27 protein-coding genes are annotated in these 25,986 nt (G+C 61.2%); 20 read left to right on the forward strand and 7 right to left on the reverse strand.

Features of this window, described 5'->3' with window-relative positions; all coding sequences use genetic code 11:
* Nucleotides 1-7 precede the first annotated feature (7 nt).
* From gspG to J3P77_RS04390, 7 genes are read left to right on the forward strand one after another with little or no spacing between them, the layout of a single operon-like run.
* Nucleotides 8-451, forward strand: coding sequence for a type II secretion system major pseudopilin GspG (gene gspG, locus J3P77_RS04360; RefSeq protein ID WP_434679868.1), 444 nt, complete (start codon nt 8-10; stop codon nt 449-451).
* The gene (locus tag J3P77_RS04365) at nt 452-901 is read left to right on the forward strand and encodes a prepilin-type N-terminal cleavage/methylation domain-containing protein (protein ID WP_434679869.1); all 450 of its coding nucleotides are present in this window, start codon (nt 452-454) and stop codon (nt 899-901) included. It begins immediately after the preceding gene.
* Nucleotides 898-1,263, forward strand: coding sequence for a type II secretion system protein (locus J3P77_RS04370; protein WP_434679870.1), 366 nt, complete (start codon nt 898-900; stop codon nt 1,261-1,263). Before J3P77_RS04365 ends, J3P77_RS04370 begins: the two co-directional genes overlap by 4 nt.
* Nucleotides 1,260-1,850 carry a prepilin-type N-terminal cleavage/methylation domain-containing protein gene (locus tag J3P77_RS04375; RefSeq protein ID WP_434679872.1) on the forward strand — a complete coding sequence of 197 codons (591 nt, stop codon included), beginning with the start codon at nt 1,260-1,262 and terminating at the stop codon, nt 1,848-1,850. Before J3P77_RS04370 ends, J3P77_RS04375 begins: the two co-directional genes overlap by 4 nt.
* Nucleotides 1,847-2,983 carry a type II secretion system protein GspL gene (locus tag J3P77_RS04380; RefSeq protein WP_434679873.1) on the forward strand — a complete coding sequence of 379 codons (1,137 nt, stop codon included), beginning with the start codon at nt 1,847-1,849 and terminating at the stop codon, nt 2,981-2,983. The genes J3P77_RS04375 and J3P77_RS04380 overlap by 4 nt, the downstream gene beginning before the upstream one ends.
* A complete protein-coding gene (gspM, locus tag J3P77_RS04385) occupies nt 2,980-3,417 on the forward strand; it encodes a type II secretion system protein GspM (protein WP_434679875.1) in 438 nt (145 codons plus the stop codon). The genes J3P77_RS04380 and gspM overlap by 4 nt, the downstream gene beginning before the upstream one ends.
* Nucleotides 3,414-4,088, forward strand: a complete 675-nt coding sequence (locus tag J3P77_RS04390; RefSeq protein WP_434679876.1) for a hypothetical protein — start codon at nt 3,414-3,416, stop codon at nt 4,086-4,088. The genes gspM and J3P77_RS04390 overlap by 4 nt, the downstream gene beginning before the upstream one ends.
* A gap of 5 nt (nt 4,089-4,093) precedes the next feature.
* On the opposite strand, the gene J3P77_RS04395 is transcribed toward J3P77_RS04390, so the two are convergent.
* Complete coding sequence (locus tag J3P77_RS04395) at nt 4,094-4,549, reverse strand: DUF721 domain-containing protein (protein WP_434679877.1); 456 nt, start codon at nt 4,547-4,549, stop codon at nt 4,094-4,096.
* 309 nt (nt 4,550-4,858) lie between these two features.
* Here J3P77_RS04395 and secA point away from each other — a divergent pair, with 309 nt between their 5' ends.
* From secA to J3P77_RS04415, 4 genes are all read left to right on the forward strand, one after another.
* The gene (gene secA / locus J3P77_RS04400; RefSeq protein WP_434679879.1) at nt 4,859-7,594 is read left to right on the forward strand and encodes a preprotein translocase subunit SecA; all 2,736 of its coding nucleotides are present in this window, start codon (nt 4,859-4,861) and stop codon (nt 7,592-7,594) included.
* Nucleotides 7,595-7,702: 108 nt separating this feature from the next.
* A complete protein-coding gene (argJ, locus tag J3P77_RS04405; protein ID WP_434679880.1) occupies nt 7,703-8,920 on the forward strand; it encodes a bifunctional glutamate N-acetyltransferase/amino-acid acetyltransferase ArgJ in 1,218 nt (405 codons plus the stop codon).
* Between the two features lie 225 nt (nt 8,921-9,145).
* Nucleotides 9,146-9,772 carry a glutathione S-transferase family protein gene (locus tag J3P77_RS04410; protein ID WP_434679882.1) on the forward strand — a complete coding sequence of 209 codons (627 nt, stop codon included), beginning with the start codon at nt 9,146-9,148 and terminating at the stop codon, nt 9,770-9,772.
* Between the two features lie 2 nt (nt 9,773-9,774).
* Nucleotides 9,775-10,722 carry a Nudix family hydrolase gene (locus tag J3P77_RS04415; RefSeq protein WP_434679883.1) on the forward strand — a complete coding sequence of 316 codons (948 nt, stop codon included), beginning with the start codon at nt 9,775-9,777 and terminating at the stop codon, nt 10,720-10,722.
* Between the two features lie 89 nt (nt 10,723-10,811).
* Here J3P77_RS04415 and J3P77_RS04420 read toward each other — a convergent pair whose 3' ends face one another.
* Genes J3P77_RS04420 through J3P77_RS04430 form a run of 3 tightly spaced genes read right to left on the reverse strand, consistent with a single transcriptional unit; the run spans nt 10,812 to nt 14,404 of the window.
* Nucleotides 10,812-11,390: a cob(I)yrinic acid a,c-diamide adenosyltransferase gene (locus tag J3P77_RS04420; RefSeq protein WP_434679884.1), complete on the reverse strand. Its 579-nt coding sequence runs from the start codon at nt 11,388-11,390 to the stop codon at nt 10,812-10,814.
* Nucleotides 11,391-11,403: 13 nt separating this feature from the next.
* The gene (locus tag J3P77_RS04425; protein ID WP_434679886.1) at nt 11,404-13,440 is read right to left on the reverse strand and encodes an ATP-binding protein; all 2,037 of its coding nucleotides are present in this window, start codon (nt 13,438-13,440) and stop codon (nt 11,404-11,406) included.
* Between the two features lie 43 nt (nt 13,441-13,483).
* The gene (locus J3P77_RS04430; RefSeq protein WP_434679887.1) at nt 13,484-14,404 is read right to left on the reverse strand and encodes a putative 2-dehydropantoate 2-reductase; all 921 of its coding nucleotides are present in this window, start codon (nt 14,402-14,404) and stop codon (nt 13,484-13,486) included.
* Nucleotides 14,405-14,575: 171 nt separating this feature from the next.
* Between J3P77_RS04430 and J3P77_RS04435 the strand changes: the two genes are divergently transcribed.
* The gene (locus J3P77_RS04435) at nt 14,576-15,055 is read left to right on the forward strand and encodes a YajQ family cyclic di-GMP-binding protein (protein ID WP_434679888.1); all 480 of its coding nucleotides are present in this window, start codon (nt 14,576-14,578) and stop codon (nt 15,053-15,055) included.
* A 124-nt stretch (nt 15,056-15,179) separates the two neighbouring features.
* The gene (locus tag J3P77_RS04440; protein ID WP_434679890.1) at nt 15,180-16,022 is read left to right on the forward strand and encodes a mechanosensitive ion channel family protein; all 843 of its coding nucleotides are present in this window, start codon (nt 15,180-15,182) and stop codon (nt 16,020-16,022) included.
* A 101-nt stretch (nt 16,023-16,123) separates the two neighbouring features.
* Here the strand turns inward: J3P77_RS04440 and J3P77_RS04445 are convergent, their stop codons facing one another.
* Together J3P77_RS04445 and J3P77_RS04450 are read right to left on the reverse strand one after the other, a co-directional pair.
* Nucleotides 16,124-17,674 carry an AmpG family muropeptide MFS transporter gene (locus tag J3P77_RS04445; RefSeq protein WP_434679891.1) on the reverse strand — a complete coding sequence of 517 codons (1,551 nt, stop codon included), beginning with the start codon at nt 17,672-17,674 and terminating at the stop codon, nt 16,124-16,126.
* Nucleotides 17,675-17,727: 53 nt separating this feature from the next.
* Nucleotides 17,728-18,084, reverse strand: coding sequence for an MGMT family protein (locus J3P77_RS04450; RefSeq protein WP_434679892.1), 357 nt, complete (start codon nt 18,082-18,084; stop codon nt 17,728-17,730).
* A 138-nt stretch (nt 18,085-18,222) separates the two neighbouring features.
* Between J3P77_RS04450 and J3P77_RS04455 the strand changes: the two genes are divergently transcribed.
* Nucleotides 18,223-19,230 (forward strand): DUF481 domain-containing protein, encoded by a 1,008-nt coding sequence (locus J3P77_RS04455; protein WP_434679893.1) that lies wholly within the window; start codon nt 18,223-18,225, stop codon nt 19,228-19,230.
* A gap of 57 nt (nt 19,231-19,287) precedes the next feature.
* Here J3P77_RS04455 and J3P77_RS04460 read toward each other — a convergent pair whose 3' ends face one another.
* Entirely contained in the window at nt 19,288-20,046 is a 759-nt protein-coding gene (locus J3P77_RS04460; protein WP_434679895.1) for an SDR family oxidoreductase, read from the reverse strand.
* 134 nt (nt 20,047-20,180) lie between these two features.
* Between J3P77_RS04460 and J3P77_RS04465 the strand changes: the two genes are divergently transcribed.
* The 6 genes from J3P77_RS04465 (at nt 20,181) to J3P77_RS04490 (ending at nt 25,836) form a co-directional block, all read left to right on the forward strand.
* A complete protein-coding gene (locus tag J3P77_RS04465) occupies nt 20,181-20,912 on the forward strand; it encodes a HugZ family protein (protein WP_434679896.1) in 732 nt (243 codons plus the stop codon).
* 66 nt (nt 20,913-20,978) lie between these two features.
* Nucleotides 20,979-21,470, forward strand: a complete 492-nt coding sequence (locus J3P77_RS04470) for an FxsA family protein (protein ID WP_434679897.1) — start codon at nt 20,979-20,981, stop codon at nt 21,468-21,470.
* 253 nt (nt 21,471-21,723) lie between these two features.
* Nucleotides 21,724-22,017 (forward strand): co-chaperone GroES, encoded by a 294-nt coding sequence (locus J3P77_RS04475; RefSeq protein WP_003304675.1) that lies wholly within the window; start codon nt 21,724-21,726, stop codon nt 22,015-22,017.
* Between the two features lie 49 nt (nt 22,018-22,066).
* Entirely contained in the window at nt 22,067-23,710 is a 1,644-nt protein-coding gene (groL, locus tag J3P77_RS04480) for a chaperonin GroEL (protein ID WP_434679899.1), read from the forward strand.
* A 163-nt stretch (nt 23,711-23,873) separates the two neighbouring features.
* The gene (gene colR, locus J3P77_RS04485; protein WP_125831543.1) at nt 23,874-24,557 is read left to right on the forward strand and encodes a two-component system response regulator ColR; all 684 of its coding nucleotides are present in this window, start codon (nt 23,874-23,876) and stop codon (nt 24,555-24,557) included.
* Nucleotides 24,547-25,836 carry a sensor histidine kinase gene (locus tag J3P77_RS04490; protein ID WP_434679900.1) on the forward strand — a complete coding sequence of 430 codons (1,290 nt, stop codon included), beginning with the start codon at nt 24,547-24,549 and terminating at the stop codon, nt 25,834-25,836. The genes colR and J3P77_RS04490 overlap by 11 nt, the downstream gene beginning before the upstream one ends.
* The last annotated feature ends 150 nt before the right edge of the window (nt 25,837-25,986 follow it).

A 25,986-nucleotide genomic window follows, 5' to 3' on the forward strand; every position in this document is an offset into this window, starting at 1 on the left:
CTTGATCATGCCCGCTACTGTTTCGTCCCGACACCGCCAGCGCGGCTTCACGTTGATGGAAATCATGGTGGTGATCTTCATCATCGGCCTGCTCATCGCCGTGGTCGCGCCCAGCGTGCTCGGCAACCAGGACAAGGCCATGCGCCAGAAGGTCATGGCCGACCTGTCGACGCTTGAGCAGGCGCTGGATATGTACCGACTCGACAATCTGCGTTACCCGACCAGCGAGCAAGGCCTGGGCGCGCTGACCAGCGCGCCGAAGGTCGAACCGCTGGCCCGCTCGTGGCGCGCCGACGGCTACATCCGCCGCCTGCCGGACGACCCATGGGGCAACCCGTATCACTATCGTGCGCCGGGCGAACACGGGCGCATCGATATCTACTCGCTGGGCGCTGACGGAGCGCAGGGCGGTGAAGGCACCGACGGCGATATCGGGAACTGGAATCTGTAAGTGAAGCGTTCGCGAGGCTTTTCGCTGCTGGAGATTCTGGTCGTGCTGTTGATCGTCGGACTGTTCAGTGCAATGAGCGTTGCCTGGCTGGATGCCGGGCCCGCGCCCTTGCATCGGGCGCTGGATCAACTGGCGGCAGAGGCCCGCGCGCAGGCGGCGCAGGCCCGACACAGCGGGCAGGTGCGTGGCCTGCGCTGGAATGGCCGGCAACCGGAATTCGTGCATTTGCAGTTCGGCAAGGATCAGCCTCGCTGGGTGGCCGATGAGCAGACGCCCAAGGCCTGGCCCGACAACCTCAAGGCCGACTGGCCGGCCTCCAGCGACCCGACGGTGGTGTTCACCCCGACGGGCGTCGCCCTGCCGGTGGCGCTGAACTGGCGCTGGCCCGAAGGTGGTCAGCGCTGGCAATGGTCAAGCGACGACGGTCTGAGCCGGGTCGACTTGCCATGAAGCGTCAGCGCGGATTCACGCTGCTTGAAGTCATGGTCGCGCTGGGCATCGCCGCGGTAATGACCGTGATGGTCAGTCAGCTGCTGCGCCAGCGCATCAATGTGCATCAGGCAGTGCAGCAGCATCGGCTTGGCAGTCTGTGCGCCCGCGAGCTGGAGGCGCAATTCACGGTCGAGCGTTACTGGCCGCAGATCAATCAGGTGCGCGGCGAATTGCGCCAGGGCGAGTCGACTTGTTACTGGCGGCTGGATCTGGGCATGACCGGCGTGCAACGCCTGCGCCGCGGTGAACTGGCGCTGTATGCGGCAAAGGATGAGCGTGAGCCGTTAGGTCGGTTTACCCTTTTTCTGGTGCGACCGTGAAACAGCGCCAGCGAGGTCTGACGCTGATCGAGTTGCTGGTGGCGCTGGCGCTGACAGCCGTGGTTGGCGTGGTGCTGGCGGCGTTGGTCAATGGCTGGTTGAAAGTGCGCGAGCGCCTGACCGAGCCGGGCAACGAGCCGCTGGTGCTGGAGTTCTGTCTGGCGCTGGAGCGGCGATTCGATGGGCTGGTGCTGCGTCAGCTCTACGAAAACCGTCTGCCGCTGACGCTGGGCTGGCTTGACTGGCAGCCCTCGGCCAACCAGCTGCAATGGGTTGCGCTGAGCGCCTGGCCGGGCGCTGCGGGGCAGTCGCGGCTGGAACGCCAGCGTCTGACTTTCAATCCCGGGCAGCGGCGCTTAGGTCTGTCTGCTTCGGCTGATCTGTACGCACCTGGCGAACCGCGCTGGGACGGTCGTGAAAGCCTGGACGCGGTCGACAGACTGCAAATCAGTTTTTATCAGGGAACCCGTTGGCTGGCGTTTCCTTCCACGGTCGCGGTGCAGCCCAATCGGGGTGTGCGGCTCGAATTCGAGCGTCATGGAGCACCTTATGTGTGTACGTTCGCTTTACCCGATACCCGCCCATGAAACGGCTCGACGTCATGTTTGAAAAGCTGCGCGCCCGTCGTCACGACGCTCGCAGCTGGTTGCTGGTACGTCCGGGCAGTCTGGCGTCGGATCCTTGGCAATGGTGCCATGTACCTGAAGGCCAGTCCGGCGACTGGCCGCCGCCTGCGGCTTTGCTTCAGAACACCGTCGCGCTGGTCGCGCCCGCCGCATCGTGCAGTCATTTTCTCGTGCAGGCACCGCCGGGGCTCAAGCGCCATGAATGGCCAATGCTGTTGGAAGACCTGTTGCAACAACCGGTGGCCCAGGTGCAAGTCCACTGCCTGTCGCGGGTCGACGGCCAGTTGGAATTGCTGGTGATCGAGCGGGAAAGGATCAGTGGTTGGCTGGCCGACTGCGAAGCGCTCGGCATCGCCCCGGCCTGCCTCTGGACGGAAATGCAGTTGTTGCCCCATCAACCGCCTGGCCAGATGCTGCGCTGGACTCGTCGCGACGACAGCTGCTGCAAACGGGGCGGCGATGCCGGCGCGCAACACTGGCTCGCCTGGCCGCACCTGTTGGGTGAGCTTCCGGAAACCTGGCGCGAGCCGACCGAAGAAATGACCGGGGCGTGGCCCAACCAGTGGACGCCGCTTGGCCGTGTGCAGAATCTGCTGGCTGCGGATGCTTCACGGCGCGTCAAAACCCAGCGACGCCCCGCGTTGTTTAGCCGGACCCAACGTCGGCTGACCGGCTTATGCGCGCTGCTGGCATTCACCTGGGCGGCGGTTGCAGCGGTGCAGTTCTGGCAGCAAGTACCGGTCTGGAAAGCCCAGGTCGAGGCGGTGACCGGGCCGGTCGGCAGCGCGCAGCAGGCCGCCCGCTCGCTGGCGCGCCTTCAGGCGCAGCAGACCGACTGGCGCAGCCGCCAGCAGCAGGTTGCCGAGCTGGAACGTGCAATCTCGGACTGGCTTGCCGGCCAGCAAGGCTGGGGCGTGTCCGGCAATTACTTCGACGGGCGTAGCTGGCGGTTGGTGCTCAACGGCGATCTGCCTGCGCCACCGCTGACCCATTGGCAGGCGATGGGCAAGGCCGTAGGCGCGACCGCAAGCGTTGAACCCGATACGAAACCCTCGCTGCTCACCATCAATTTCGATCTCGGTGTACAGCCATGAACAGGTTGATTCAGCGCGCGTTGAGCGCCGTCGCGGCACTGCCGCCAGCACGACGTTATGCACTGCTCGCCGGTTGGGTGGTGGTTCTGACCTTGCTGCTGGTGCTGCTCGGTCGACCGTTGGTCGCGGTTGTGAAGGACATCAGCCAGTGGCCGGCGCTCGCCCGGCAGGCGCAGACGCTGAGCCCCGGCCCGGCGTTTACCAGTGAATACTGGCAGGCCGTCGCCAGTGCGCGGGGTCTGGTGCTGACCAAGGTAGAGCAGCGCGGCGACATCTGGCAGCTGCGCGGCGAACTGAGCCGCGCCGAACCGCTGGCACAGCTGATGCGTAGCGTGCAGGAGCACGGCGGTCGACCGCTGCGCTGGAGTCTGGAGCAGGGTCATCAGGCGATGATCTTCAGTCTCGACGTTGGCCGGGGGAACACGCAGCCATGACCCGCAAACTATGGATACTGGGTGCGTCGGTGTTCATCCTGACCCTCTTGTTGAACCTGCCTGCGGCGGCTGTCGCACGGCTGATCAACTGGCCGCCCGGCTGGCAGCCTCAGACCGTGAGCGGAACCCTCTGGGACGGGCGCGTGGAAAGTATCGGCATGATCGGTCCGTTGGCCTGGAAGCTTCAACCCTGGTTCGGCAAGGGCCTGCTCGAAGGTGGCTTCCAGCAACAGGTCTGGGCGCTGGCGCTTAATGGCTGGCCATGGGCGTGGCGAGCGGAACTGATCCCCGGCGCGCCACTGGTCGCGCCAGCTTCAGGCTATGCGCTCGACGGGCAGTGGCAGGGCAGCGTTCATGTTCAGGGCCGCGGTTCACGATGCACGGCCGGCAGTGGTGAGCTGCTGGGTCATGATATGGCGCTGTTATCGCCCTGGATGATGGTCCTGGGTAATGCCCGGCTGACGGTGGAGTGTCGAGACAGTCTGCAGCTGCTGGTCGACGTGCGGCGCGAAGGCGAGCATCGGTTCGAAGGGCGTATGGACCCGTTTGCGCAATGGGCGCAGATCAGCGGCGAGGTTTGGCCCGAGGCAAGCGTCACGCCGTTGCTGATTCAGAGCGGGATGTTGAAAGCCGGGAACTCGCGGTTCGAGAGAACCCTCGGCAAGCGCTGAACCGCCTAGGTTTTGCTCTTGCCGTGGCTGGCGAGGCGTTCGAGCGCGGCGCGCAGTTTCGGGTCGGTGATGCCTTCGGCAGTGGCCTGGATGTTTTGCGCGGCAACCGGTGACAGGTCGATGGTGTGCCCCGCCGACCTGCTCTGGACGGTAGGCGGCTGCACCTTGAAGACGATGCGGGTCAGGCTGGCGAATTCCTCGAAGGCCAGCATCTGGCGGTGCAGACGCTTCTGCTGATAACGCAGGCGCGTGGCCCAGTGGCCATCGGTGACGATCAGCAGCAGGCAGCCCTCGCGCCATGACGCGACATGGCAATGTTCACGCGCGGCGGGTTGCAGCTGGCTTTCAAGCAGGCGTTGCAGATGGCCCAGGCGTTCGGCGTGGCGGAAAATGGCTTTGAGCGGCTTGGCGTCGCGCAGCAGGACAGCGGGCGCGCGGGCATTGAGAGGACGAAAGGCCATGGTGACGATGCCTGGGGGGTGACAAGGCGCTTATCTTAACAGAAAGCGTTCGTGAGGCTGGGTCGTGAGCGATTTCCGTGCTTTCATAGGCAAATCAATGAGTAACTTCTCCAAACCATGGGTTGAAGTGCTGAAAATCGGCCCCATTGTAGATCTGCCCCGTCACAGCGCTGTGCCAGCATCGTGGAATAACGCCACTTTCCTCACCATCGTTTCCGGGTAGAATGCTCGTTCGCATGCGGCCATCGAGGCTGCACGGGCGACTCACGGGGCCGCCCTCCATTCCTATGTGTGGAAGATCCTGTCGATATGTTTGCGCCTTTGTTAAAAAAACTTTTTGGAAGCAAGAACGAGCGTGAAGTCAAACGCATGCTCAAGACGGTACAGATCGTCAATGCCTTCGAAGAGCAAATGTTGGCCCTCACGGACGAGCAGTTGCGTGCCAAGACTGAAGAGTTCAAGGCCCGCATAGCCAAAGGCGAGACCCTCGACCAGCTTCTGCCGGAAGCCTTTGCCGTCACCCGTGAAGCGGGCAAGCGCATCATGGGCATGCGTCACTTCGACGTGCAGCTGATCGGCGGCATGACCTTGCATGAAGGCCAGATCGCCGAAATGCGTACCGGTGAAGGCAAGACCCTGGTAGCCACCCTGGCGGTGTACCTCAACGCGCTGTCCGGCAAGGGCGTGCACGTGGTGACCGTCAACGATTACCTGGCTCGCCGCGACGCCAACTGGATGCGTCCGCTGTACGAATTCCTCGGCCTGACGGTCGGTATCGTCACGCCGTTCCAGCCGCCGGAAGAGAAGCGCGCCGCTTACGCCGCCGACATCACCTACGGCACCAACAACGAATTCGGTTTCGATTACCTGCGCGACAACATGGCGTTCAGCATGGACGACAAGTTCCAGCGTGAACTCAACTTCGCCGTGATCGACGAAGTCGACTCGATCCTGATCGACGAAGCGCGTACCCCGCTGATCATCTCCGGCCAGGCCGAAGACAGCTCCAGGCTGTACACCGAAATCAACCGCCTGATCCCCAAGCTTGAGCAGCACATCGAGGAAGTGGAAGGCGAAGTCACCAAGCCGGGCCATTTCACCGTCGACGAAAAAAGCCGTCAGGTCGAACTCAACGAAGCCGGTCACCAGTTCATCGAGGAAATGCTCACCGAAGCCGGTCTGCTGGCCGAGGGCGAAAGCCTGTACTCGGCGCATAACCTGGGCCTGCTGACTCACGTCTACGCCGGTCTGCGCGCGCACAAGCTGTTCAACCGCAACGTCGAATACATCGTTCAGGACGGTCAGGTCCTGCTGGTCGACGAGCACACCGGCCGTACCATGCCGGGCCGTCGCCTGTCCGAGGGCCTGCACCAGGCCATCGAAGCCAAGGAAAACCTGAACATCCAGGCCGAGAGCCAGACCCTGGCATCGACCACGTTCCAGAACTACTTCCGTCTGTACAACAAGCTGTCCGGCATGACCGGTACCGCGGACACCGAAGCGTTCGAATTCCACCAGATCTACAACCTGGCCGTGATGGTCATCCCGCCGAACAAGCCGCTGGCGCGCAAGGATTTCAACGACCTCGTCTACCTGACGGCGGAAGAAAAGTACGCGGCCATCGTCACCGACATCAAGGCGTGCCTGGCAGAAAACCGCCCGGTGCTGGTGGGTACGGCGACCATCGAAACCTCCGAGCACATGTCCAACCTGCTCAAGAAGGAAGGTATCGATCACAAGGTCCTGAACGCCAAGTTCCACGAGAAGGAAGCCGAGATCATCGCGCAGGCCGGTCGTCCGGGTGCGCTGACCATCGCCACCAACATGGCCGGTCGCGGTACCGACATCCTGTTGGGCGGCAACTGGGAAGTCGAGGTTGCCAACCTGGAAGACCCGACGCCCGAGCAGATCGCGCAGATCAAGGCTGACTGGCAGAAACGCCACCAGCAGGTAATCGAGGCGGGCGGTCTGCACGTGATCGCGTCCGAGCGTCACGAATCGCGTCGTATCGACAACCAGCTGCGCGGTCGTGCCGGTCGTCAGGGCGATACCGGTTCCAGCCGTTTCTATCTGTCGCTGGAAGACAGCCTGATGCGCATCTTCGCATCGGACCGGGTCAAGAACTTCATGAAGGCACTGGGCATGCAGTCCGGTGAGGCCATCGAACACCGCATGGTGACCAACGCCATCGAAAAAGCGCAGCGCAAGGTGGAAGGTCGCAACTTCGACATCCGCAAGCAGCTGCTCGAATTCGACGACGTGGCCAACGAGCAGCGCAAGGTGATCTACCACATGCGCAACAGCCTGCTGGCTGCGGAGAACATCGGTGACACCATTGCCGATTTCCGCGAAGAAGTGCTGAACAACCTGATCAGCCAGCACATTCCGCCGCAATCGCTGCCCGAGCAGTGGGACGTGCCGGGTCTGGAAGCCGCGCTGAACACCGATTTCGCCGTCAAACTGCCGATTCAGCAGTGGCTCGACGAAGACGATCACCTGCACGAAGAAACCCTGCGCGAGAAGATCATGGCGCAGCTGCTGCTCGCCTACAACGAGAAGGAAGACCAGGCCAGCGCCGAAGCGCTGCGCACCTTCGAGAAGCAGATTCTGCTGCGCGTGCTGGACGATCTGTGGAAAGACCACCTGTCGACCATGGATCACCTGCGTCACGGTATCCATCTGCGCGGCTATGCCCAGAAGAACCCGAAGCAGGAATACAAGCGCGAGTCGTTCACCCTGTTCCAGGAACTGCTGGATTCGATCAAGCGCGACACCATCCGCGTCCTGTCCCATGTTCAGGTGCGTCGCGAAGATCCGGAAGAAGAAGAGGTGCGTCTGCGTCAGGAAGCCGAAGAGCTGGCCAAGCGCATGCAGTTCCAGCATGCCCCGGCACCGGGCATCGAGCAGCCTGCGCTGGAAGAAGAAGCCGGTGACGTTGCGGTTGCCGCGGCGCCGGTACGCAACGACCATAAGCTGGGCCGCAACGAACTGTGCTGGTGTGGTTCGGGCAAGAAATACAAGCATTGTCACGGCCAGATCAACTGACGCCTGACCTGCAGTAACCACGCCGCGACCGGCTTACCTGTCGCGGCGTTTTTTCATTGATAGCCGTACCGTTCTGGGCGGCGCAGATTGTCCTTGAGGAGCACACCCATGGCTGTTGGTCTTGGTCCTTTGCCTACGCTGCATCCGGTTCCCGGCTTTGAATTGGGTATATCGTCCGCCGGCATCAAACGCCCCGGGCGCAAGGACGTCGTGGTTATGCGTTGCGCCGAGGGTTCCAGCGTCGCGGGCGTGTTCACGCTGAACGCTTTTTGCGCGGCACCGGTGATCCTCGCCAAGCAGCGCGTGCAGGGCGCCGTTCGCTATCTGTTGACCAACACCGGCAACGCCAACGCCGGTACCGGCGAGCCGGGCCTGGCTGCGGCACGTCGTACCTGCGAAAAGCTGGCCGAGCTGACCGGCGTCGATTCGTCCGCCGTTCTGCCGTTTTCCACCGGAGTCATTGGTGAACCGCTGCCGGTCGAGAAGATCGAAGGCGCGTTGCAAGCCGCGCTCGATGACCTGTCTGTGGACAACTGGGCCGCTGCGGCTACCGGTATCATGACCACCGACACGCTGCCAAAGGGCGCCAGCCGCCAGTTCGAGCATGACGGCGTGACCGTTACCGTGACCGGCATCAGCAAGGGCGCGGGCATGATTCGTCCGAACATGGCAACCATGCTTGGCTACATCGCCACCGACGCCAAGGTATCGCAGAACGTCCTCCAGGACCTGATCCGCGATGGCGCCAACAAGTCCTTCAATCGCATCACTATCGATGGCGACACCTCGACCAACGACTGCTGCATGCTGATCGCCACCGGCCAGGCCAATGTGCCTGAAGTGACTGAGGCCAGTGGCCCGCTGTTCGAGGCGCTGAAAAAAGCGGTGTTCGAGGTCTGCATGGAAGTCGCTCAGGCCATCGTCCGCGACGGCGAAGGCGCGACCAAGTTCGTGACCGTTGAAGTCAATGGTGGCGGCAATCATCAGGAATGCCTGGATGTAGGCTACGCCGTGGCTCATTCTCCGCTGATCAAGACCGCACTGTTCGCCTCCGACCCGAACTGGGGCCGGATTCTGGCAGCCGTCGGCCGCGCAGGCGTGCCGGACCTGGACGTGAGCAAGATCGACGTATTTCTCGGCTCGGTCTGCATCGCCAGCAAAGGCTGCCGCGCCACGACCTACACTGAGGAGCAGGGCTCGGCGGTGATGGCCCAGGAAGAAATCACCATCCGCATCGAGCTGGGCCGCGGCCAGTGCAGCGAGACGATCTGGACCACCGACCTGTCCCACGAGTACGTGAAGATCAACGCCGAGTACCGCACGTAAACGGCCTGTAGGGACCGGACAAGTAGAACAGACCTGTGGGACCCGGCTCTGTGGGAATGTGGGAGCGGACTTGTCCGCGAATACGTATATGCACACGCACATATGCGCCTGTACCGGCCCATTCGCGGACAAGTCCGCTCCCACAGGTCCGCTATTCCAACAGGTCCGGCTGCCACGGAGTCTGTACGGGCTGATGGATCACCTTAATTTTCTGGAGTCACCAACATGCCTCTGCACCTGATTATCGGCGACAAACGCTACTCCTCCTGGTCGCTACGGCCATGGCTGGTGCTGGAGATGATCGGCGCGCCGTTCACCGATCAGGTGATCCGCCTCAACCAGCGCGACACCCGCCAGAAAATCCTTCAATACTCGCCAAGCGGCAAAGTGCCCGCGCTGCAATGCGAGCACGGCACCATCACAGATTCGCTGGCGATCTGTGAGTATCTGGTCGAGCGTTTTCCCGAAGCCGACCTCTGGCCGCGTGATACGGCGGCGCGTGCTCAGGCCCGTTCTGCCTGCGCCCAGATGCACAGCGGCTTCGTGAGCCTGCGCACTAACATGCCGATGGACTTGCGGCATGACCAGCCGCTGGAAGTCATTCCCGTCGACACGCAGAACGACATTGACCGGATCGTCGAGCTTTGGGGCGAATGCCGCGCGGCTGCCGTTGAAAGCGGCCCGTTTCTGTTCGGTCGGCCGAGTATTGCCGATGCATTCTTCGCGCCGGTTGCGATTCGTCTGCGTACCTACCACGTTGACCTGCCGCCCGAAGCGCTTGCCTATATCGAAACCATTTACCAGTGGCCGGCTTTCAAGCGTTGGCAGCAGGCGGGCCTGGAGGAATCCTGATCGTGAAACGCGTGCATGTAGCTGCGGCTGTGATCCGTGGCGCCGACGGCAGAATCCTGATCGCCAGGCGCGCCGACACCCAGCACCAAGGCGGTCTCTGGGAATTTCCCGGTGGCAAAGTCGAGGAGGGTGAAACCGTCGAGGCGGCTCTGGGCCGTGAATTGCTCGAAGAGCTGGGCATCGTGGTCAGTGCGTCACGTCCGCTGATCAAAGTCCGCCATGATTACCCTGATAAGCAGGTGCTGCTGGACGTCCGCGAGGTGTCGGCGTTCACTGGCGAGCCGCACGGCGCGGAAGGCCAGCCGCTGCGCTGGGTCACGCCTCGGGAGCTGGGTGACTACGATTTTCCAGCCGCGAATCGACCGATCGTTGCGGCGGCGCGCTTGCCCGGCGAGTACCTGATCACGCCGCAAGGGCTGGAAACGCCTCAGTTACTGCGCGGCATCCAGAAAGCCATTGCCAGCGGCGCTCGGTTGGTCCAACTGCGCGCGCCGGGCGGCTATGATCCGCAGTATCGCGATCTGGCGGTTGATGCAGTCGGTCTGTGCGCAGGCAAGGCGCAGCTGATGCTCAAGGGCCCGTTGGAATGGCTAGGTGATTTCCCGGCTGCCGGCTGGCACCTGACGGCCGAGCAGCTGCGCAAGTACGCCAGCCGCGGTCGCCCGTTCCCCGAGCATCGGTGGCTCGCTGCTTCGTGCCATAACGCCGAGGAACTGGCGCTGGCCGAGCTGATGGGCGTTGATTTCGTTACCTTGTCGCCGGTCCAGCCTACCCAGACCCATCCCGACGCGCAGCCGTTGGGCTGGGAGCTGGCGGCCGAGCTGATCGCCGGGTTCAGCAAGCCGGTGTACCTGCTCGGCGGCGTCGGTCCCGACCAGCGCCAGCAAGCCTGGGAAGTCGGAGCGCAAGGCGTGGCAGGCATCCGCGCGTTCTGGCCTGAGGAAATCTGAGGCTTGAGGTTTCATTGTGGGAGGCAGCTTGCTGGCGACACCGTAGTCGCCGGCAAGCTGCCTCACACAGGTTCGCCGCCGGGCACGCCTCAAGCGGGTTTTTCAGCCGCCTGCCACAAAATCTCTGCCACACCCTGGCGACGCGCAATCAGGCGCGCCGCGACGAACAGCAGGTCTGACAGCCGGTTGATATACGCCAGCCCGACACCTTCCAGCGGCTCCACCGCATTGAGTTGCTGACAGCGACGTTCCGCGGTTCGGGCCAGGCTTCGGCAGACGTGGGCCTGAGCAATCAGCGCCGAACCGCCCGGCAGAATGAAATTCTCCAGCGGGCCCAGCTCATCGTTCCAGCGGTCTATCGCGGCTTCCAGCCGCTCGATCTCGGCACCATTCAGCGCCCGGTAGCTCGGCATCGCCAGCTCTCCGCCCAAGTCGAACAGCCGGTGTTGACAAGGCGCCAGCACCTCGATGACGTCGCCCAGGGCTGGCATCCGCTCAGCCTGCTGATGCAATTGCGCGAGCAGCAGTCCGAGCTGGCTGTTAAGCGTATCGACTTCGCCGATAGCTTCCACTCGCGGATGGTCCTTGGGCACCCGACGACCGTCGCCCAGCCCGGTCTCGCCGGTATCTCCGGTGCGGGTGTAAATCTTCGACAAACGAAAGCCCATGTGTGGCTCCTGACTACAGCTTTGAAATGACCTGCTCGCGCTCATTCACCTGAGTCGCCACCAGCGGCAGCCTCAGCGTGAAACAGGTCCCGGAGCCGACGGAAGAATGCACTTCCATCTGGCCTTTATGGTTGTTGGTGATGATGAAGTACGACACTGACAGCCCAAGGCCGGTGCCCTGACCGATTTCCTTGGTGGTGAAAAACGGCTCGAAGGTCCGCTTGCGGACGCTCTCGGACATGCCGATGCCATTGTCCTCGACCTGGATTTCCGCCCATGGCGGATTCAAACGGGTGCGCAGGATAATCCGCCCCGGTTCGTCGCTGTCGGGCCGTTGATGAATGGCCTGCGCGGCGTTTTTCAGCAGGTTGAGCAGCACCTGTTCCAGCTCGTTGGCGATACACGGCACCTGACCGAGCTCAGGGTCGAACTGGCGGACGATGTTCTGTCCCTTGAAGTCAAAGCCAATGGCCAGGTCAAAGTCATTGCTGGCGATTTCCACTGCCTGATCAATCAAGGCCGGCAGATCACAGGGTGACAGCTGGCGATTGCTCAAGCGGCTGAAGTTGAGCATGTGGCTGACGATCTTCGCCGCGCGCCCGCCGGCCTGCTGGATGCCGTCGAGCAGTTGCGGGACTTCACGGCTGACCAGATAGCTGTTGACCATCGCCAGATCGACGCCGTCGGCTTGGGCCTGCTCGATGTTCTTGGGCAGGTCGGGGGATAGACGGCGACGAATGTTCTGCACGTTATGCAGAATCGCGCCCAGCGGGTTGTTGATCTCGTGAGCCATGCCGGCCGCCAGACCGCCGACCGAGAGCATCTTTTCGGACTGCACCATCATTTCTTCAAGCGAGATGCGTTGAGTGATGTCGTCGATACGGATCACCACGCCACGGCCCGCATCGCCGGTCAGCGGGTAGAAGGTCAGGGCGTAGTGGTGAGTCTCTTCGTTCTTGATCCAGGTCACGCGCTCGATCTTGGTCACGCTGTGCCGTTCGACGGTCTGCTTGAGCTGCGGCAGAAAGGCTCGCATCGGCTCGAAAGCGATAAAGATCGGCTGATTGAGCGCTTCGTCCAGCCGGGTGCCGGAAAGCGCGGTGGCTTCCTGGTTCCATTGGGTCACGTAAAGCTGTTCGTCCAGCGCGATCATGGCCGACGGCATGGAGTCGATGATGCTATTGAGGTAGTTCTGAAAGCCGGTGAGCTTTTTCTCGATCTTGCTGCGCACCTGGACTTCAAGCTCCAGCTTGCGGTTGGTGTGTCGGGTTTCCTCGGCGAGCCCCTGAGCCTGATCGTAGGCTTCCTGCGAGTCGTCGCGAGCGCGTTTGAGCTGCTGCTCGCGAGCTTCGATGCGTGACAGCATGGTGTTGAACGCTTCCGCCAGGCTGCCGATTTCATCCTCGTTGCCTGGTTTGGCGCGCAGCGCGTAGTTTTCCTCGCGGGTGACCTGGCGCGACAGTTCTTCGAGCTGATAGATCGGCTCGGTGATCAGACGCCGGATCTGCCGGGCCACGATGAGCCATAACAGAACACTGAACACCAGAATTCCGAGGCTGGCGGTCAGCGTCCCGGTATAGAACGCAGGCGGCAGCTCACTGCTGGCCACCAGCAGCAGGTGACCGGGTGCTTGCTGACCCTTGGGGATATCAATCAATCGAGTGCTGCGAAATTCGGTCAGGCGCCAGCTTTCGACGTCCTGATAACGCACCGGCAGCGCGAGCTCTTCACCTTGCTGAGCCTGCGCCAGCCGGGTGCCGTCGTTGTCGTAGATGGCCGCCGCGCGCAGAGGGCCGTAACTCTTGAGTTCCCTGAGCAACGCCCGCGCATCGGCCGGAGAGTTCAAGGCTCGCTCATTGAGGTTAGGGCTGCTGATCAGACGACCGATGGTCTGCAGCGCCTGAGGAGCCATCGCCTCTTGGGAGATGTAATAAGCGGCGCTGATGAACGTCAGGTTGGCAACGACCAGTACGGTGGTCATCAGGACCAGCAAGGCTGCGAGCAGCTTCTGGCCGACAGGCAGGTTTTCCAGGCGTTGACGCAAAGGCATGGGCGGTTCACACACGGATCAGGAATCAGCAGGGTAGCGCGGGCTAGTCGGTACGCAAACCCTTGGCTGCGAGATAAGCCGTCAGGCGAGTCTGCAACTGCTGCAGGTGGGGAACCGGGCACTGATGACGCTGGGCGGTGGCGCAGGCGTAGCCGAGCAAATAGCTGATCTCCGTGCGCCGGCCATGGGCAACGTCCTGGTACATCGAGGAATAGTTCGCCGCGGTCGCCTGAATGACCCGCTGAACTTCGTTATTGAGGTCCAGCGCCGCGGCAGGCTGGCCGCAACAGGTGAGCAGCTCGGCCAGCTCTGCGCACAGGGTGGCGACCTCGCAATGGTGATCCGTGAGCCCGCCGTTGCGACATTGATGCAGCACGGTCAGCGGGTTGATCGCACAGTTGAGCGCCAGCTTGCGCCACAGGCGGGTCAGGATGTCCGGCGTCCATTCGTGAGCGATGCCGCAGGCGTGCAGCGCCCGCAGGAAGCTGGGCGGCGTCGGGTCAGCCGGGTCACCTAGCCAGGTGTAGCCGTGGCCGGCGAACACCACGCGCCAGTCCGCCTCGCGAAAAGCGCCTTCGGTGCTGGAGGCGAAGATGCAGCGCGCTTGCGGCACACGCGCCGCAACCGCGTCCTGACTGCCAAGACCATTCTGCAACAGGATCACTTCGGCGCCGACGGTCAGTCGCGGCGCCAGAGCCGCCACAGCCTGCTCGGCGTCATAGGCCTTGCAGGCCACCAGCAATCGGCCGACAGGCTCGGCGTAGTCCGGGGTTTGCGCGGTAATGGCAAAGGGTTGCGCCACATCCCGTTCCACCAGCGTCAGACAGCCGCCAGCCGCGTTGTAGGCCTGCAACCGGCGCTCATCACGCAGGATCAGGCGTACCGTCAGCCCGGCGCGCACCAGCCGGGTCGCCCATAACGTGCCGAGACTGCCCGCGCCCAGAACATGCCAGACGTCGCTCATCGGCCTGGACCGGTCAACGGATTGAACAACCCGGCCGCATGGAAATCAGAGAACGACATGAAAGGCTCCAGTGAACGCCGGAAAAGTCTCGTTATAATGAGCGGTCTTTCATACCGTCAAGTCATGCGTGCCTTTTGCTTCTCGGGCACGCCGTTTACCTGGAGAACATACATGCCCTCGTTCGACGTAGTGTCCGAATTGGATAAACATGAAGTCACGAATGCCGTCGACAACGCCATCAAAGAGCTGGACCGTCGCTATGACCTCAAAGGCAAAGGCACTTTCGAGTTCAAGGAACTGACCGTCACGCTGACCGCCGAAGCCGAATTCCAGCTCGAAGCGATGATCGAGATCCTCAAGCTAGCACTGGTCAAGCGCAAGATCGACGTGAAATGCCTGGAAGTGAAGGAAGCTTACGCCTCCGGCAAGTTGATGAAGCAGGAAGCGGTTCTGCGCGAAGGAATCGACAAGGAGCTGGCCAAGAAAATCGTCGCTCATATCAAGGACGCCAAGCTGAAGGTCCAGGCCGCCATCCAGGGCGAGCAGGTGCGCGTCACCGGCAAGAAACGTGACGACCTGCAAGAAGCCATCGCCGTGCTGCGTGCCTACGATTCGGGCATGCCGTTGCAATTCAACAACTTTCGCGACTGAGTGAGTAATCGACTGCCGGGGAACCCATCATTCCCCGGCCAGTCCGAACCTTTTCCGGTATGGCTGAAACGATTGCGTTCTGCGATGTTTCTACGTCAGCTCATGACAGGCAAGGAGAGAAACGATGGATTTGAATGCAGAAGTCGACCAGCTGTGGAAAGCCTCCCAGAACTGGATTCCGATGCTCATGCAGTACGGCAGCCGTTTGCTGCTGGCGCTGGCGACGCTGTGCATCGGCTGGTGGCTGATCAACAAGGTCACCAACAAGCTCGGGGCGTTGCTGGCTCTGCGTCACGCTGACCAGGCACTGCAAGGGTTTGTCAGCAGCCTGGCGAACATCATTCTGAAGATCCTGCTGATCGTCAGCGTCGCATCGATGGTCGGCATTGAAACCACGTCGTTTGTCGCTGCAATAGGTGCTGCCGGTCTGGCTATCGGCCTTGCATTGCAAGGCAGTCTGGCGAACTTCGCCGGCGGAGTGCTGATTCTGCTGTTTCGTCCGTTCCGCATCGGCGACTGGATCGAGGCACAAGGCGTGCAGGGTACCGTGGACAGCATCCAGATCTTCCATACGGTGGTGCGCACTGGCGATAACCGCACCGTCATCATTCCCAACGGCAATCTGTCCAACGGCATCATCACCAACACCAACCGCCAGCCAACCCGCAAGATCGTCTTTGATGTGGGGGTGAACTACGAAGCCGATCTGAAGAAGGCTCTCGAAGTACTGCTCGACATGGCCGGTGATCCCCGAGTGCTGCAGGATCCAGCACCACAAGCCGTGGTGGCGACCTTGGGCGAAAGTGCGATTACCCTGTCGTTGCGGGTCTGGACCAAGACTTCCGACTATGGCGACGTAATCTCGCTGTTCAACGTTGAAGCGCGCGACCGCCTGAAAGCAGCCGGAATCGACATCCCGTTCCCGCAACGCGTGATCCGCGTGGTGCAAGACACTCCGCAGGCCTAATCTCGCGGCGGTCCTGCAGGAGCGCGCTTGCCCGCGACGACTTAGCATCTGACGACAAAAACGTGTTGGATGCACGGGCGCCGTCGCGGGTAAACGCGCTCCTACAGCTTTTCGGCCCCGGGGGCTTCGGTAGCTTCCTCGGCCGGCGTGCCGCGTCCTTCCTTGCTCCACTGCAACAGGATCATCACCAGGGTTGGAACACCCAGCAGGGCGGTGATCAGGAAGAAGTTGTGATAGCCGAATTTCTCCACCATTACCCCTGAGTAACCGCCAATCAGCCGTGGCAGCAAGAGCATGATCGAGCTGAGCAGGGCATATTGGGTGGCGGAAAACTTGAGGTTGGTCAGGCTCGACAGATAGGCCACGAAGGCCGAGGTCGCCAGTCCTGAGCTGAGATTGTCCAGCGAGATGGTCACGATCAGCATTTTCAGGTTCGGCCCCATGTCGGCCAGCAGCAGGAACAGAATGTTGGTCGCCGCCGAGCTGAGCCCGCCGATGAACAGAATCGGCATGATGCCGAAACGCACGATCAGCAGACCGCCTACGCCTGCGCCCAGCAGCGTCATGATCAGCCCGAATATCTTGCTGACACTGGCGATCTGGTCCTTGGTGAAACCCTGGTCGATATAAAAGACGTTGGCCATCACGCCCATGACCGTATCGGACATCCGATAGGTCGCGATCAGACCCAGCAACAGCAACGCTTGCCAGCGATAACGCAGGATGAAGTCATTGACCGGTGTGAGAACCGGCGCCAGGCCGCGTCGTCCCGCAGAAGACAAGCAGGCGATGGTCAGCAGCGTGTACAGGATCGAGCGCAGGAAGGCGCGATCTTCCAGCAGCAGATCCAGCCAGCTGGTGCCATGGAACAGCACGCTGGCGAAATCGGTGTTGTAGAACTGGGTGAACATGGCCGGAACCGAAACCAGCAGCGTGATCAGCACGAACACCGACGCCAGTTGGTGGATGAAGCCATAACGGGCCGCGGAAAGTTGGGTACGCAGTGGCACCGGTGGCTCGCGCATGATCAGCGTGGTAATCAGCGCGGGCACCATCAGCAGGCCGAACAGGACGTAAGTGCCGGTCCAGGCCGAGTGCTTGTAAGCGAAGCCGGTCGACCCGAAGCCCTCGGCAAAATACAGCGCTCCGGCGGTGGCCAGCAAAGCGGCGACCCGATAGCCGGACATATAGCTGGCGGCTAGCGCCGCTTGTTGCGTGTCATGGGCGATTTCCAGACGATAGGCATCGATGGCAATGTCCTGGGTTGCCGATGAGAACGCGACGACAACCGCGATGGCAATCAACCACGACAGGTGCTGCTGCGGATCGCAGAAGCCCATGCCGATCAGACCCAGAATCACCAGCGATTGCGACAGGACCAGCCACGATCGCCGACGGCCCAGGCGGCCAAGAAATGGCAGCCGCCATTGGTCGAGCAGCGGCGACCAGACCCATTTGAAGGCGTAGGCCAGACCGATCAGGCTTGCATAGCCGATGGTCTCGCGGGCGACACCGGCCTCGCGCAGCCAGACGGATAACGTTGAGAAGACCAGCATGTAGGGCATGCCTGCGGCGAATCCGAGCAGCAGCAATACGAGTGTCGACGGGCTGGCATAGGCGGCAAGCGCGGCGCGCCAGGTTTTACGGGGCATGGGCTGGAATCTGCCTGAGGTTGCGAAACAAAGGGCGCACTCTAACCGCTGTGCTACATGGGACGCCAGCCATCGCGCCGGATATCGACCCGATTGTTGGTGATGGTAAGACCTTCGGCACGCAAGCGGGCACGCTGTTCGTCACCTGAAGCGCTGCCGACCGGCAGGCTGAGCCGCCCGTCGGCGCCCAGGACGCGATGCCAGGGCAATGAAGAACCCTCCGGCAGCTGACTCAAGGCGCGACCGACCCAGCGTGCCGCTCGTCCGAGCCCCGCCAGTTCGGCCAACTGGCCGTAGCTGACGACGCGGCCTTCCGGGATCTGGGCAAGCGTCAGGTAAAGCGCCGTGCGCCGTGCCTCAGCGGGCGACAGCCCGGTCGGATCTCCCGAATCTTCAGCGGCGTGCTTCAAGCCCGTCTCCCTGTTCAGCGTCATGTTGAAATTTGCCTCCGGGAACTACGGAAATTTCCGACTGTCAGTCATACTCGTGCCCGCTCATCCATCAGGATAACGCCCCCATTTTCCGCTAACAGAGCCCTGACGTCGCATATGTTGTCCAGAACTTTGCTGTGCCTCGCAATATCCACTGCCTCCGCTCCATTGTTCGCCGACACCGTATGGTTGAAGAACGGTGACCGGCTGACTGGGACCATCAAGGTCTTCGACGGCGGCAAACTGTTGCTTGATACCAAGTACGCCGGAGCAATCCCGCTGGATTGGAAAGAGGTCAAAACCCTCGAAAGCGATCATCCTCTGCTGGTCAAGCAGGGCCATGCCGATGGCGAAGTCAGCAAATCGCTGAAGGCCGCCGACGACGGCAAAGTCATTCTGGCTAACGGCGATGCACCCAAGACCGTCGAGCTGGCCAGCATCGACCAGCTCATCAAGCCCAAGCCGGTCATTACCGACCTGGTGTGGAAGGGTAACATCGACGCCGCGCTGGACTTCCAGCAAGCCGAGAATGACACCGACGATTACAACATTTCGTTCGACACTTCGGCGCGTCACGGCCAGTGGCGACATAACGCCAATGGCGAATACAACCGCGAGTCGACCGACGAAGTGGTCGGCACCGACAACTGGAGCGCCGAGTACTCGCTCGATCGCTTCATCACCGACAAGTTCTTCTGGGACGCGCGCATTAACTACAAGCGCGACAAGATCGAAGACTTGTCTCGCCAGCGCACCGTCGGTACCGGTCCCGGCTACCAGTTCTGGGACGACGAGTTGGGCGCGTTCAAAGTCGGCGGCCTGCTGAACCGCACTGACTACCAGTTCTCCAACGGCGAGAAGGAAAACTTCTACTCCGTGGCGGGTACCTGGGATTACAACCGTTATCTGGTGGGCAAGAAGTTCGAATTCTTCACCAATGGCGAGGTGAGCAAGCCGCTCAGTGGCGTGGCGGACTATGCCCTGGATGTTCAAGCGGGCCTGCGTTACAAGGTTACCGACTGGGCCTCGCTGAATCTCAAGGCCGAGAAGGACATCATCAGCGGTGCCGACAATGGCAACGTGGATAAGACTCGGTATACCGCAGGCTTCGGCGTAACCTGGTAAACCGCAGGGGCAAGACGCTGCATCAGCATCTTGCCCCTGCTCACCTACGCGTATGCGCTACAGCCGCATCGCGCCATCGAGCTCAAGAATCCGCCCGCTGAAGTAATCGTTCTCAAGGATGTATGCCACCGAGTGGGCGATTTCCTGCGGTGTGCCCATGCGTTTGAGCGGGATCGCGGAAGTCATTTTCTCCAATGCCTCAGGCTTCATGCTGCCGGTCATCTCGGTCTCGATGAAGCCCGGCGCGACGCCCGCTACTCGAATGCCATAGCGCGCCAGCTCTCGTGCCCAGGTGACAGTGGCAGCCGCCACGCCTGCCTTGGCTGCCGAATAGTTGGTCTGCCCAACGTTTCCTGCGCGGGAGATCGACGAGATATTAATGATGGTACCCGCCGTTTTGCGTTCGATCATTTTCGCCGCCACTTCCCGTGTACACAGGAACACGCCGGTCAGATTGACGTCGATCACGGCCTGCCATTGCGCCAGGCTCAGTTTGGTCATGACGCCATCCTTGACCTTGACCAGCAGACCATCGCGCAGGATTCCCGCGTTGTTGATCAGGCCGTCGATCGCGCCAAAGTCATTTGCGACCTGGTCGACCATCGCCTCGACCTGCGCCTCGTCGGCCACATTACACAGATACGCACGCGCCTCGACGCCCAGGGACTTGCAGGCAGCGACCGTCTGGTCGAGCTTTTCCTGATTGAGGTCCACCAGCGCCAGTCGCGCGCCCCTGGCGGCCAGATACTCTGCCATCGCTCGGCCCAGGCCCTGGCATCCGCCGGTTATTATTATTAACTTGTCTTTCAATTCCATGTGCGTGCCCAATCAGCTGATTTCATCATGGCATCGCCAGCGTCTTGCTCGCGCAGTGCCATGGCCAGTGCACGTTATAAGCTTTTTCCATGCGTGCGTCTTCAACCCGACGACCACGTTGCAAGGAGTCACCGATGAGCGCAAAAGCCTCCAGTCGAGCCCGAAAACTGCTGCTCGGCGAGTATCGCGGCGTGTTGTCCACGCATTCCAGATCGATGCCGGGGTTTCCGTTTGGCTCGGTCGTGCCGTATTGCCTGGACGGGCAGGGCAGACCGCTGATTCTGATCAGTCGTATCGCCCAGCACACCCACAATCTGGCTCATGACCCGAAGTGCTCGATGCTGGTCGGTGAGCGTGAGGCCGAGGATGTGCAGGCGGTCGGACGGGTCACGGTCATGGCCGAAGCACGCAAGCTGACGGAGCCCAAGGCGATAGAAGAAGGGGCTTCCCGTTATTACCGGTTTTTCCCCGAATCGCAGAGTTACCACACCGCCCATGATTTCGACTTCTGGGTGCTTGAGCCGGTGCGCTACCGCTATATAGGTGGCTTCGGTGCCATCCATTGGCTGGACGAGATCGCACTGGCCAACCCGTTTGCCGGAACCATCGAGGCCGGCATGGTCGACCATATGAATGACGATCACGCCAAAGCCATTGCGCACTACGTTCAACTGGCCGGGCTGCCACAAAACGAGGCAGCCCGGTTGGTTGGCATTGACAGCGAAGGCATGCACCTGCGCATCGGCCAGAGTATTCATTGGCTTGCGTTTAACGAGCCTTGCAATACACCGAAACAAGTGCGCGAAGCCTTGGTATCGCTGGCTCACGCTACGATCTGGCCTGTGAATGATGACCGGGAAGCTTGATTTAACGACTTTCTGACATCACTTAGGGTCTACTGGAAGGCATTCTTCCGCTTAGGAACTGATTTGATGCGTGTTTTTTTGCTGCTGTTTCTACTGTTTCCTGTGCTCGAACTGTTCATTCTGGTTCGGGTCGGGATGTCCATCGGCTTTTTCTGGACATTCCTGCTGGTGCTCGCCACGTCGGTGCTCGGGTTCCTGGTGATGCGCGTGGCGGGCTTTGCCACCGCGCTGCGCGCCCGTGAGAGCCTGGCCCGCGGCGAGCTGCCCGCGCAACAGATGCTCGAAGGCCTGATGGTTGCGGTTGGCGGCGGGCTTCTGTTGTTGCCTGGTTTCATCAGCGACATTCTGGGCGTGATCTGCCTGTTGCCGATTACCCGCAAAATTCTGGTCGCCAAGGTCCGCCAGCGTGCCGAGGATCAGGCCATGCGCCAGCGCGCCTTCGCCGACGATCTGCAGGGCCATGCCAATCCCGGGCCTGCTCACCGTCCCGGCGCCATCCATCAGCCGACCCGCGAGCCTGATGTGATCGAAGGTGAATTCGAGCACCGCGACAAGTAACCGCCACTTTGGCGAACACGGCACCTTCGGGTGCCGTATTTGTTTCCATGCCCTTGGCGATACTGCAAAAATTTTCTTGCCCACCACTTGTAATCACCTTGCCCGCCCTCATGTATGGGTCACCGCAAGGTTTCTGGCCCAGTGCCAGACCGTTTTCTGCGGTTCGCTTGTCGAACCGTAACCGGCAAGGCCGGGATTTTTAACCCGCCGGTGTAGTCACCGGGCGTCAAAAACCATAATCAGGAGATCGACAATGAAGCTTCGTCCTCTGCATGACCGCGTCGTAATCCGTCGCAGCGAAGAAGAAACGAAAACTGCCGGCGGTATCGTGCTGCCAGGTTCGGCCGCTGAAAAGCCTAACCGTGGCGAAATCGTTGCTGTAGGCACCGGCCGCGTGCTGGACAACGGTGAAGTACGTGCGCTGGCCGTCAAAGTAGGCGACAAAGTAGTGTTCGGCCCTTATTCCGGCAGCAACACTGTGAAAGTTGACGGCGAAGACCTGCTGGTGATGAGCGAGAACGAAATCCTCGCTGTCGTCGAAGGCTGAGTGCTCCCGCTGATTTCCGTTACTACAAAGTATTCAAGGAATAATGATCATGGCTGCTAAAGAAGTTAAATTCGGCGATTCTGGCCGCAAAAAAATGCTCGCTGGTGTGAACGTCCTGGCTGACGCAGTAAAAGCGACCCTCGGCCCGAAGGGTCGTAACGTCATTATCGAGAAGAGCTTCGGTGCTCCTCTGATCACCAAAGACGGTGTATCGGTTGCCAAAGAAATCGAGCTGAAAGATCGCTTCGAAAACATGGGCGCGCAGCTGGTCAAGGACGTTGCCTCCCGTGCCAACGACGACGCCGGCGACGGTACCACCACTGCAACCGTACTGGCTCAAGCCATCGTCAACGAAGGCCTGAAGGCTGTCGCTGCCGGCATGAACCCGATGGACCTCAAGCGCGGCATCGACAAGGCGACCATCTCCATCGTTGCCGAGCTGAAGAAGCTGTCCAAGCCTTGCACCGACTCTAAGGCAATCGCCCAGGTCGGTACTATCTCCGCCAACTCCGACAACTCCATCGGTGACATCATCGCTGAAGCGATGAACCGTGTGACCAAAGACGGCGTCATCACCGTTGAAGAAGGTTCGGGTCTGGAAAACGAACTGTCCGTCGTTGAAGGCATGCAGTTTGACCGTGGCTACCTGTCCCCGTACTTCATCAACAAGCCGGACACCATGGTTGCCGAGCTGGACAGCCCGCTGCTGCTGCTGGTTGACAAGAAGATCTCCAACATCCGCGAAATGCTGCCAGTTCTGGAAGCTGTCGCCAAAGCCGGCCGTCCTCTGCTGATCGTTGCAGAAGACGTCGAAGGCGAAGCGCTGGCGACTCTGGTCGTGAACAACATGCGTGGCATCGTCAAAGTGGCTGCCGTCAAGGCGCCAGGCTTCGGCGACCGCCGCAAGGCAATGCTGCAGGACATCGCTGTCCTGACTGGCGGTACCGTTATCTCCGAAGAGATCGGTCTGAGCCTGGAAAGCACTACCCTGGAGCACCTGGGTAACGCCAAGCGCGTTGTACTGAACAAAGAAAACACCACCATCATCGACGGTGCTGGCGAAAAAACCGAAATCGACTCGCGCATCGCTCAGATCCGCCAGCAGATCGGCGACACCAGCTCCGACTACGACAAAGAGAAGCTGCAAGAGCGCCTGGCCAAGCTGTCCGGCGGTGTTGCTGTGATCAAGGTCGGCGCCGGTTCCGAAGTCGAAATGAAAGAGAAGAAGGCCCGCGTTGAAGACGCCCTGCACGCTACTCGCGCAGCCGTCGAAGAAGGCGTGGTACCTGGCGGTGGCGTAGCGCTGGTTCGCTCGCTGCAGGCAATCGAAGGTCTGAAAGGCGACAACGCCGATCAGGACGTCGGTATCGCTCTGCTGCGTCGTGCAGTTGAAGCGCCTCTGCGCCAGATCGTTGCCAACTCCGGTGGCGAGCCAAGCGTTGTCGTGGACAAGGTCAAGCAGGGTGCGGGTAACTACGGTTACAACGCTGCTACCGGCGAATACGGCGACATGATCGAAATGGGTATCCTGGACCCGGCCAAAGTGACTCGTTCTGCTCTGCAGGCCGCATCTTCCATCGCCAGCTTGATGATCACCACCGAAGCGATGATCGCTGACGTGCCTGAAGACAAGCCAGCAGGCGGCGGCATGCCGGACATGGGCGGCATGGGTGGCATGGGCGGCATGATGTAAGCCGGCTTTACCCTCAGCGATACCAAAAAAACCCCGCCCCGTGCGGGGTTTTTTTATCCCGGCAGTCCCACAAGGGTTTTGCGCCCTTGGGTCCAATCGGTACTGGCCCTCGCGCGCGCTTCGTCTTAAAGTGCGCCAGCCTAAACTGCATACGAGAATGCCCATGCGAATTCTTCTGGTGGAAGACAACCGCGACATCCTGGCGAACATGGCCGACTATCTGGGCATGAAAGGCTACACAGTCGACTGCGCGCAGGATGGCCTCTCGGGACTGCATCTGGCGGCCACCGAGCATTATGACCTGATCGTGCTCGACATCATGTTGCCGGGCATCGACGGCTACACCCTGTGCAAGCGCCTGCGTGAAGACGCCCGTCGCGACACACCGGTAATCATGCTTACAGCCCGCGACCAGCTTGATGATCGTCTTCAGGGCTTTCGTTCGGGCGCTGACGATTATTTGCTCAAGCCATTTGCCCTGTCCGAGCTGGCGGCACGTATCGAAGCGGTATTGCGTCGCGCCCAAGGGGGCGGGCGGCGAACGCTGCAGGTTGCCGATCTGGTCTACGACCTCGACACGCTGGAAGTGACGCGTGACGGTCGCATGCTCAAGCTCAACCCCGTCGGCCTGAAGCTGCTGGCGGTACTGATGCAGAAGAGCCCGCACGTCCTGCGTCGGGAAATCCTGGAAGAAGCGCTGTGGGGCGACGATTGCCCGGACAGCGACAGCCTGCGTAGCCATGTGCACCAACTGCGTCAGGTCATCGACAAACCATTCCCCAAACCGCTGCTGCAGACCGTTCATGGTGTGGGCTATCGGTTGGCCGAGGGCCGGGATGGAGTTTAAGCAAAGTCTTGCCCAGCGGATCATCATTGCCTTTGCCCTGATGAGCGCACTGGTCGCCGGGTCTTTCGCGATGGGGATCATTTCTACGGTTCATCTGGTGGAAGAAAAGCTGATCTCGGCGCAGCTTGGCGGCGATCTCAATCGGTTGATGCTGATGGACAGCGTCAGCGACTGGAGCCACCGGCCCAAGCCCGATCAGTTGTTCTACTTCAGCGGCGGACCTGGCGACTTCGACCTGCCACAGGACCTACGCCATCTTCAGCCGGGCTTCCATGAAGTGTTTCGCGGAGACTTGTCGTATCACGCCATGATTGAAGTGGTGGACGGGCGGCACTACGCGTTGCTGCAGGATCAGAGCGACTTCGAAGAGCGCGAGCGGGTGCTGTTCGCCGTCGTGCTGGTGGGCTTTGTCCTGGCGCTGGCGCTTGCGGTGTTTCTGGGCTGGGTACTGGCACGCCGAGTCATGGCACCGGTAGTGCGTCTGGCTCGACAGGTGCGACATCGCGACCAGTTGCTGGGCCTCGCTCCGCCGCTGGCACCGGATTACGCCGCCGACGAAGTCGGAGAGTTGGCCGTGGCATTCGACGCAACATTGGGCCGTCTTCGCCAGGCGTTGATCCGTGAGCGGATGTTCACCAGCGACGTGAGCCATGAGCTGCGCACGCCACTGATGGTGCTGGCGAGTTCCTGTGAGCTGCTGCTGGAGAACCCGGCCCTTGACCAGCGTGCTCGCCTCCAGGTGGAACGTATTGCGCGGGCTTGCGAGGAGATGCGCGATCTGGTGCAGACGTTCCTTATGCTGGCACGCACCCAGCGTGAAGACCCGACCATGACGCCGAGCGCGACGTTGTCCGGAGTCGCAGAACAGCTCGTTTCCCAATGGCGTGGTCCTATCGAAGGCAAAGGGCTGGAACTGATCTATAACGCACCACAGCCGGGCCATTCGTCGGAAGCGCGCTACAACGCGACCTTTCTTCACGCGGTCATGGGCAACCTGCTGCGTAACGCCTTGCATTACACCGACGTGGGGTTCATTGCCCTGACGCTTTACGACGACGGCTTCATGGTCGAGGACAGTGGTGTCGGAATCCCTGAGGAAAAGCGCGAGGCGATGTTCGAACCCTTTGTTCGCGGCAACGAGCAGCGCGGCGAAGGGCTGGGTCTAGGGCTCTCGCTGGTACAACGGATCTGTGCCAACCAGGGCTGGAGCGTGAATCTCACGCCGCGCGAGCCCAACGGCTGCTGCTTCAAGGTCCGCCTGGATCTTGCCAAAGCCTGAACCTGATGTGTCACCGCATTGCATCGGCAGTGTCTCGCACGTGAGAGGCTGCCGATCCTCGTTTGAGTTTTTGAAAGCTCAACACAGACAGGGGAATCCCGCTTAACATTTTTTTCACCTGAACATGACCTGAAGATGACAGCGCGGCGA

The organism is Pseudomonas sp. R1-18 (genome assembly GCF_051132095.1).
GTDB lineage: Bacteria > Pseudomonadota > Gammaproteobacteria > Pseudomonadales > Pseudomonadaceae > Aquipseudomonas.

Coding starts and splice junctions, on each gene's coding strand:
- gspG (WP_434679868.1), top strand. CDS start 8: ATGCCCGCTACTGTTTCGTCCCGACACCGCCAGCGCGGCTTCACGTTG.
- J3P77_RS04370 (WP_434679870.1), top strand. CDS start 898: ATGAAGCGTCAGCGCGGATTCACGCTGCTTGAAGTCATGGTCGCGCTG.
- J3P77_RS04380 (WP_434679873.1), top strand. CDS start 1,847: ATGAAACGGCTCGACGTCATGTTTGAAAAGCTGCGCGCCCGTCGTCAC.
- gspM (WP_434679875.1), top strand. CDS start 2,980: ATGAACAGGTTGATTCAGCGCGCGTTGAGCGCCGTCGCGGCACTGCCG.
- J3P77_RS04390 (WP_434679876.1), top strand. CDS start 3,414: ATGACCCGCAAACTATGGATACTGGGTGCGTCGGTGTTCATCCTGACC.
- J3P77_RS04395 (WP_434679877.1), bottom strand. CDS start 4,549: ATGGCCTTTCGTCCTCTCAATGCCCGCGCGCCCGCTGTCCTGCTGCGC.
- secA (WP_434679879.1), top strand. CDS start 4,859: ATGTTTGCGCCTTTGTTAAAAAAACTTTTTGGAAGCAAGAACGAGCGT.
- argJ (WP_434679880.1), top strand. CDS start 7,703: ATGGCTGTTGGTCTTGGTCCTTTGCCTACGCTGCATCCGGTTCCCGGC.
- J3P77_RS04410 (WP_434679882.1), top strand. CDS start 9,146: ATGCCTCTGCACCTGATTATCGGCGACAAACGCTACTCCTCCTGGTCG.
- J3P77_RS04420 (WP_434679884.1), bottom strand. CDS start 11,390: ATGGGCTTTCGTTTGTCGAAGATTTACACCCGCACCGGAGATACCGGC.
- J3P77_RS04425 (WP_434679886.1), bottom strand. CDS start 13,440: ATGCCTTTGCGTCAACGCCTGGAAAACCTGCCTGTCGGCCAGAAGCTG.
- J3P77_RS04430 (WP_434679887.1), bottom strand. CDS start 14,404: ATGAGCGACGTCTGGCATGTTCTGGGCGCGGGCAGTCTCGGCACGTTA.
- J3P77_RS04435 (WP_434679888.1), top strand. CDS start 14,576: ATGCCCTCGTTCGACGTAGTGTCCGAATTGGATAAACATGAAGTCACG.
- J3P77_RS04440 (WP_434679890.1), top strand. CDS start 15,180: ATGGATTTGAATGCAGAAGTCGACCAGCTGTGGAAAGCCTCCCAGAAC.
- J3P77_RS04445 (WP_434679891.1), bottom strand. CDS start 17,674: ATGCCCCGTAAAACCTGGCGCGCCGCGCTTGCCGCCTATGCCAGCCCG.
- J3P77_RS04455 (WP_434679893.1), top strand. CDS start 18,223: ATGTTGTCCAGAACTTTGCTGTGCCTCGCAATATCCACTGCCTCCGCT.
- J3P77_RS04460 (WP_434679895.1), bottom strand. CDS start 20,046: ATGGAATTGAAAGACAAGTTAATAATAATAACCGGCGGATGCCAGGGC.
- J3P77_RS04465 (WP_434679896.1), top strand. CDS start 20,181: ATGAGCGCAAAAGCCTCCAGTCGAGCCCGAAAACTGCTGCTCGGCGAG.
- J3P77_RS04470 (WP_434679897.1), top strand. CDS start 20,979: ATGCGTGTTTTTTTGCTGCTGTTTCTACTGTTTCCTGTGCTCGAACTG.
- J3P77_RS04475 (WP_003304675.1), top strand. CDS start 21,724: ATGAAGCTTCGTCCTCTGCATGACCGCGTCGTAATCCGTCGCAGCGAA.
- groL (WP_434679899.1), top strand. CDS start 22,067: ATGGCTGCTAAAGAAGTTAAATTCGGCGATTCTGGCCGCAAAAAAATG.
- colR (WP_125831543.1), top strand. CDS start 23,874: ATGCGAATTCTTCTGGTGGAAGACAACCGCGACATCCTGGCGAACATG.
- J3P77_RS04490 (WP_434679900.1), top strand. CDS start 24,547: ATGGAGTTTAAGCAAAGTCTTGCCCAGCGGATCATCATTGCCTTTGCC.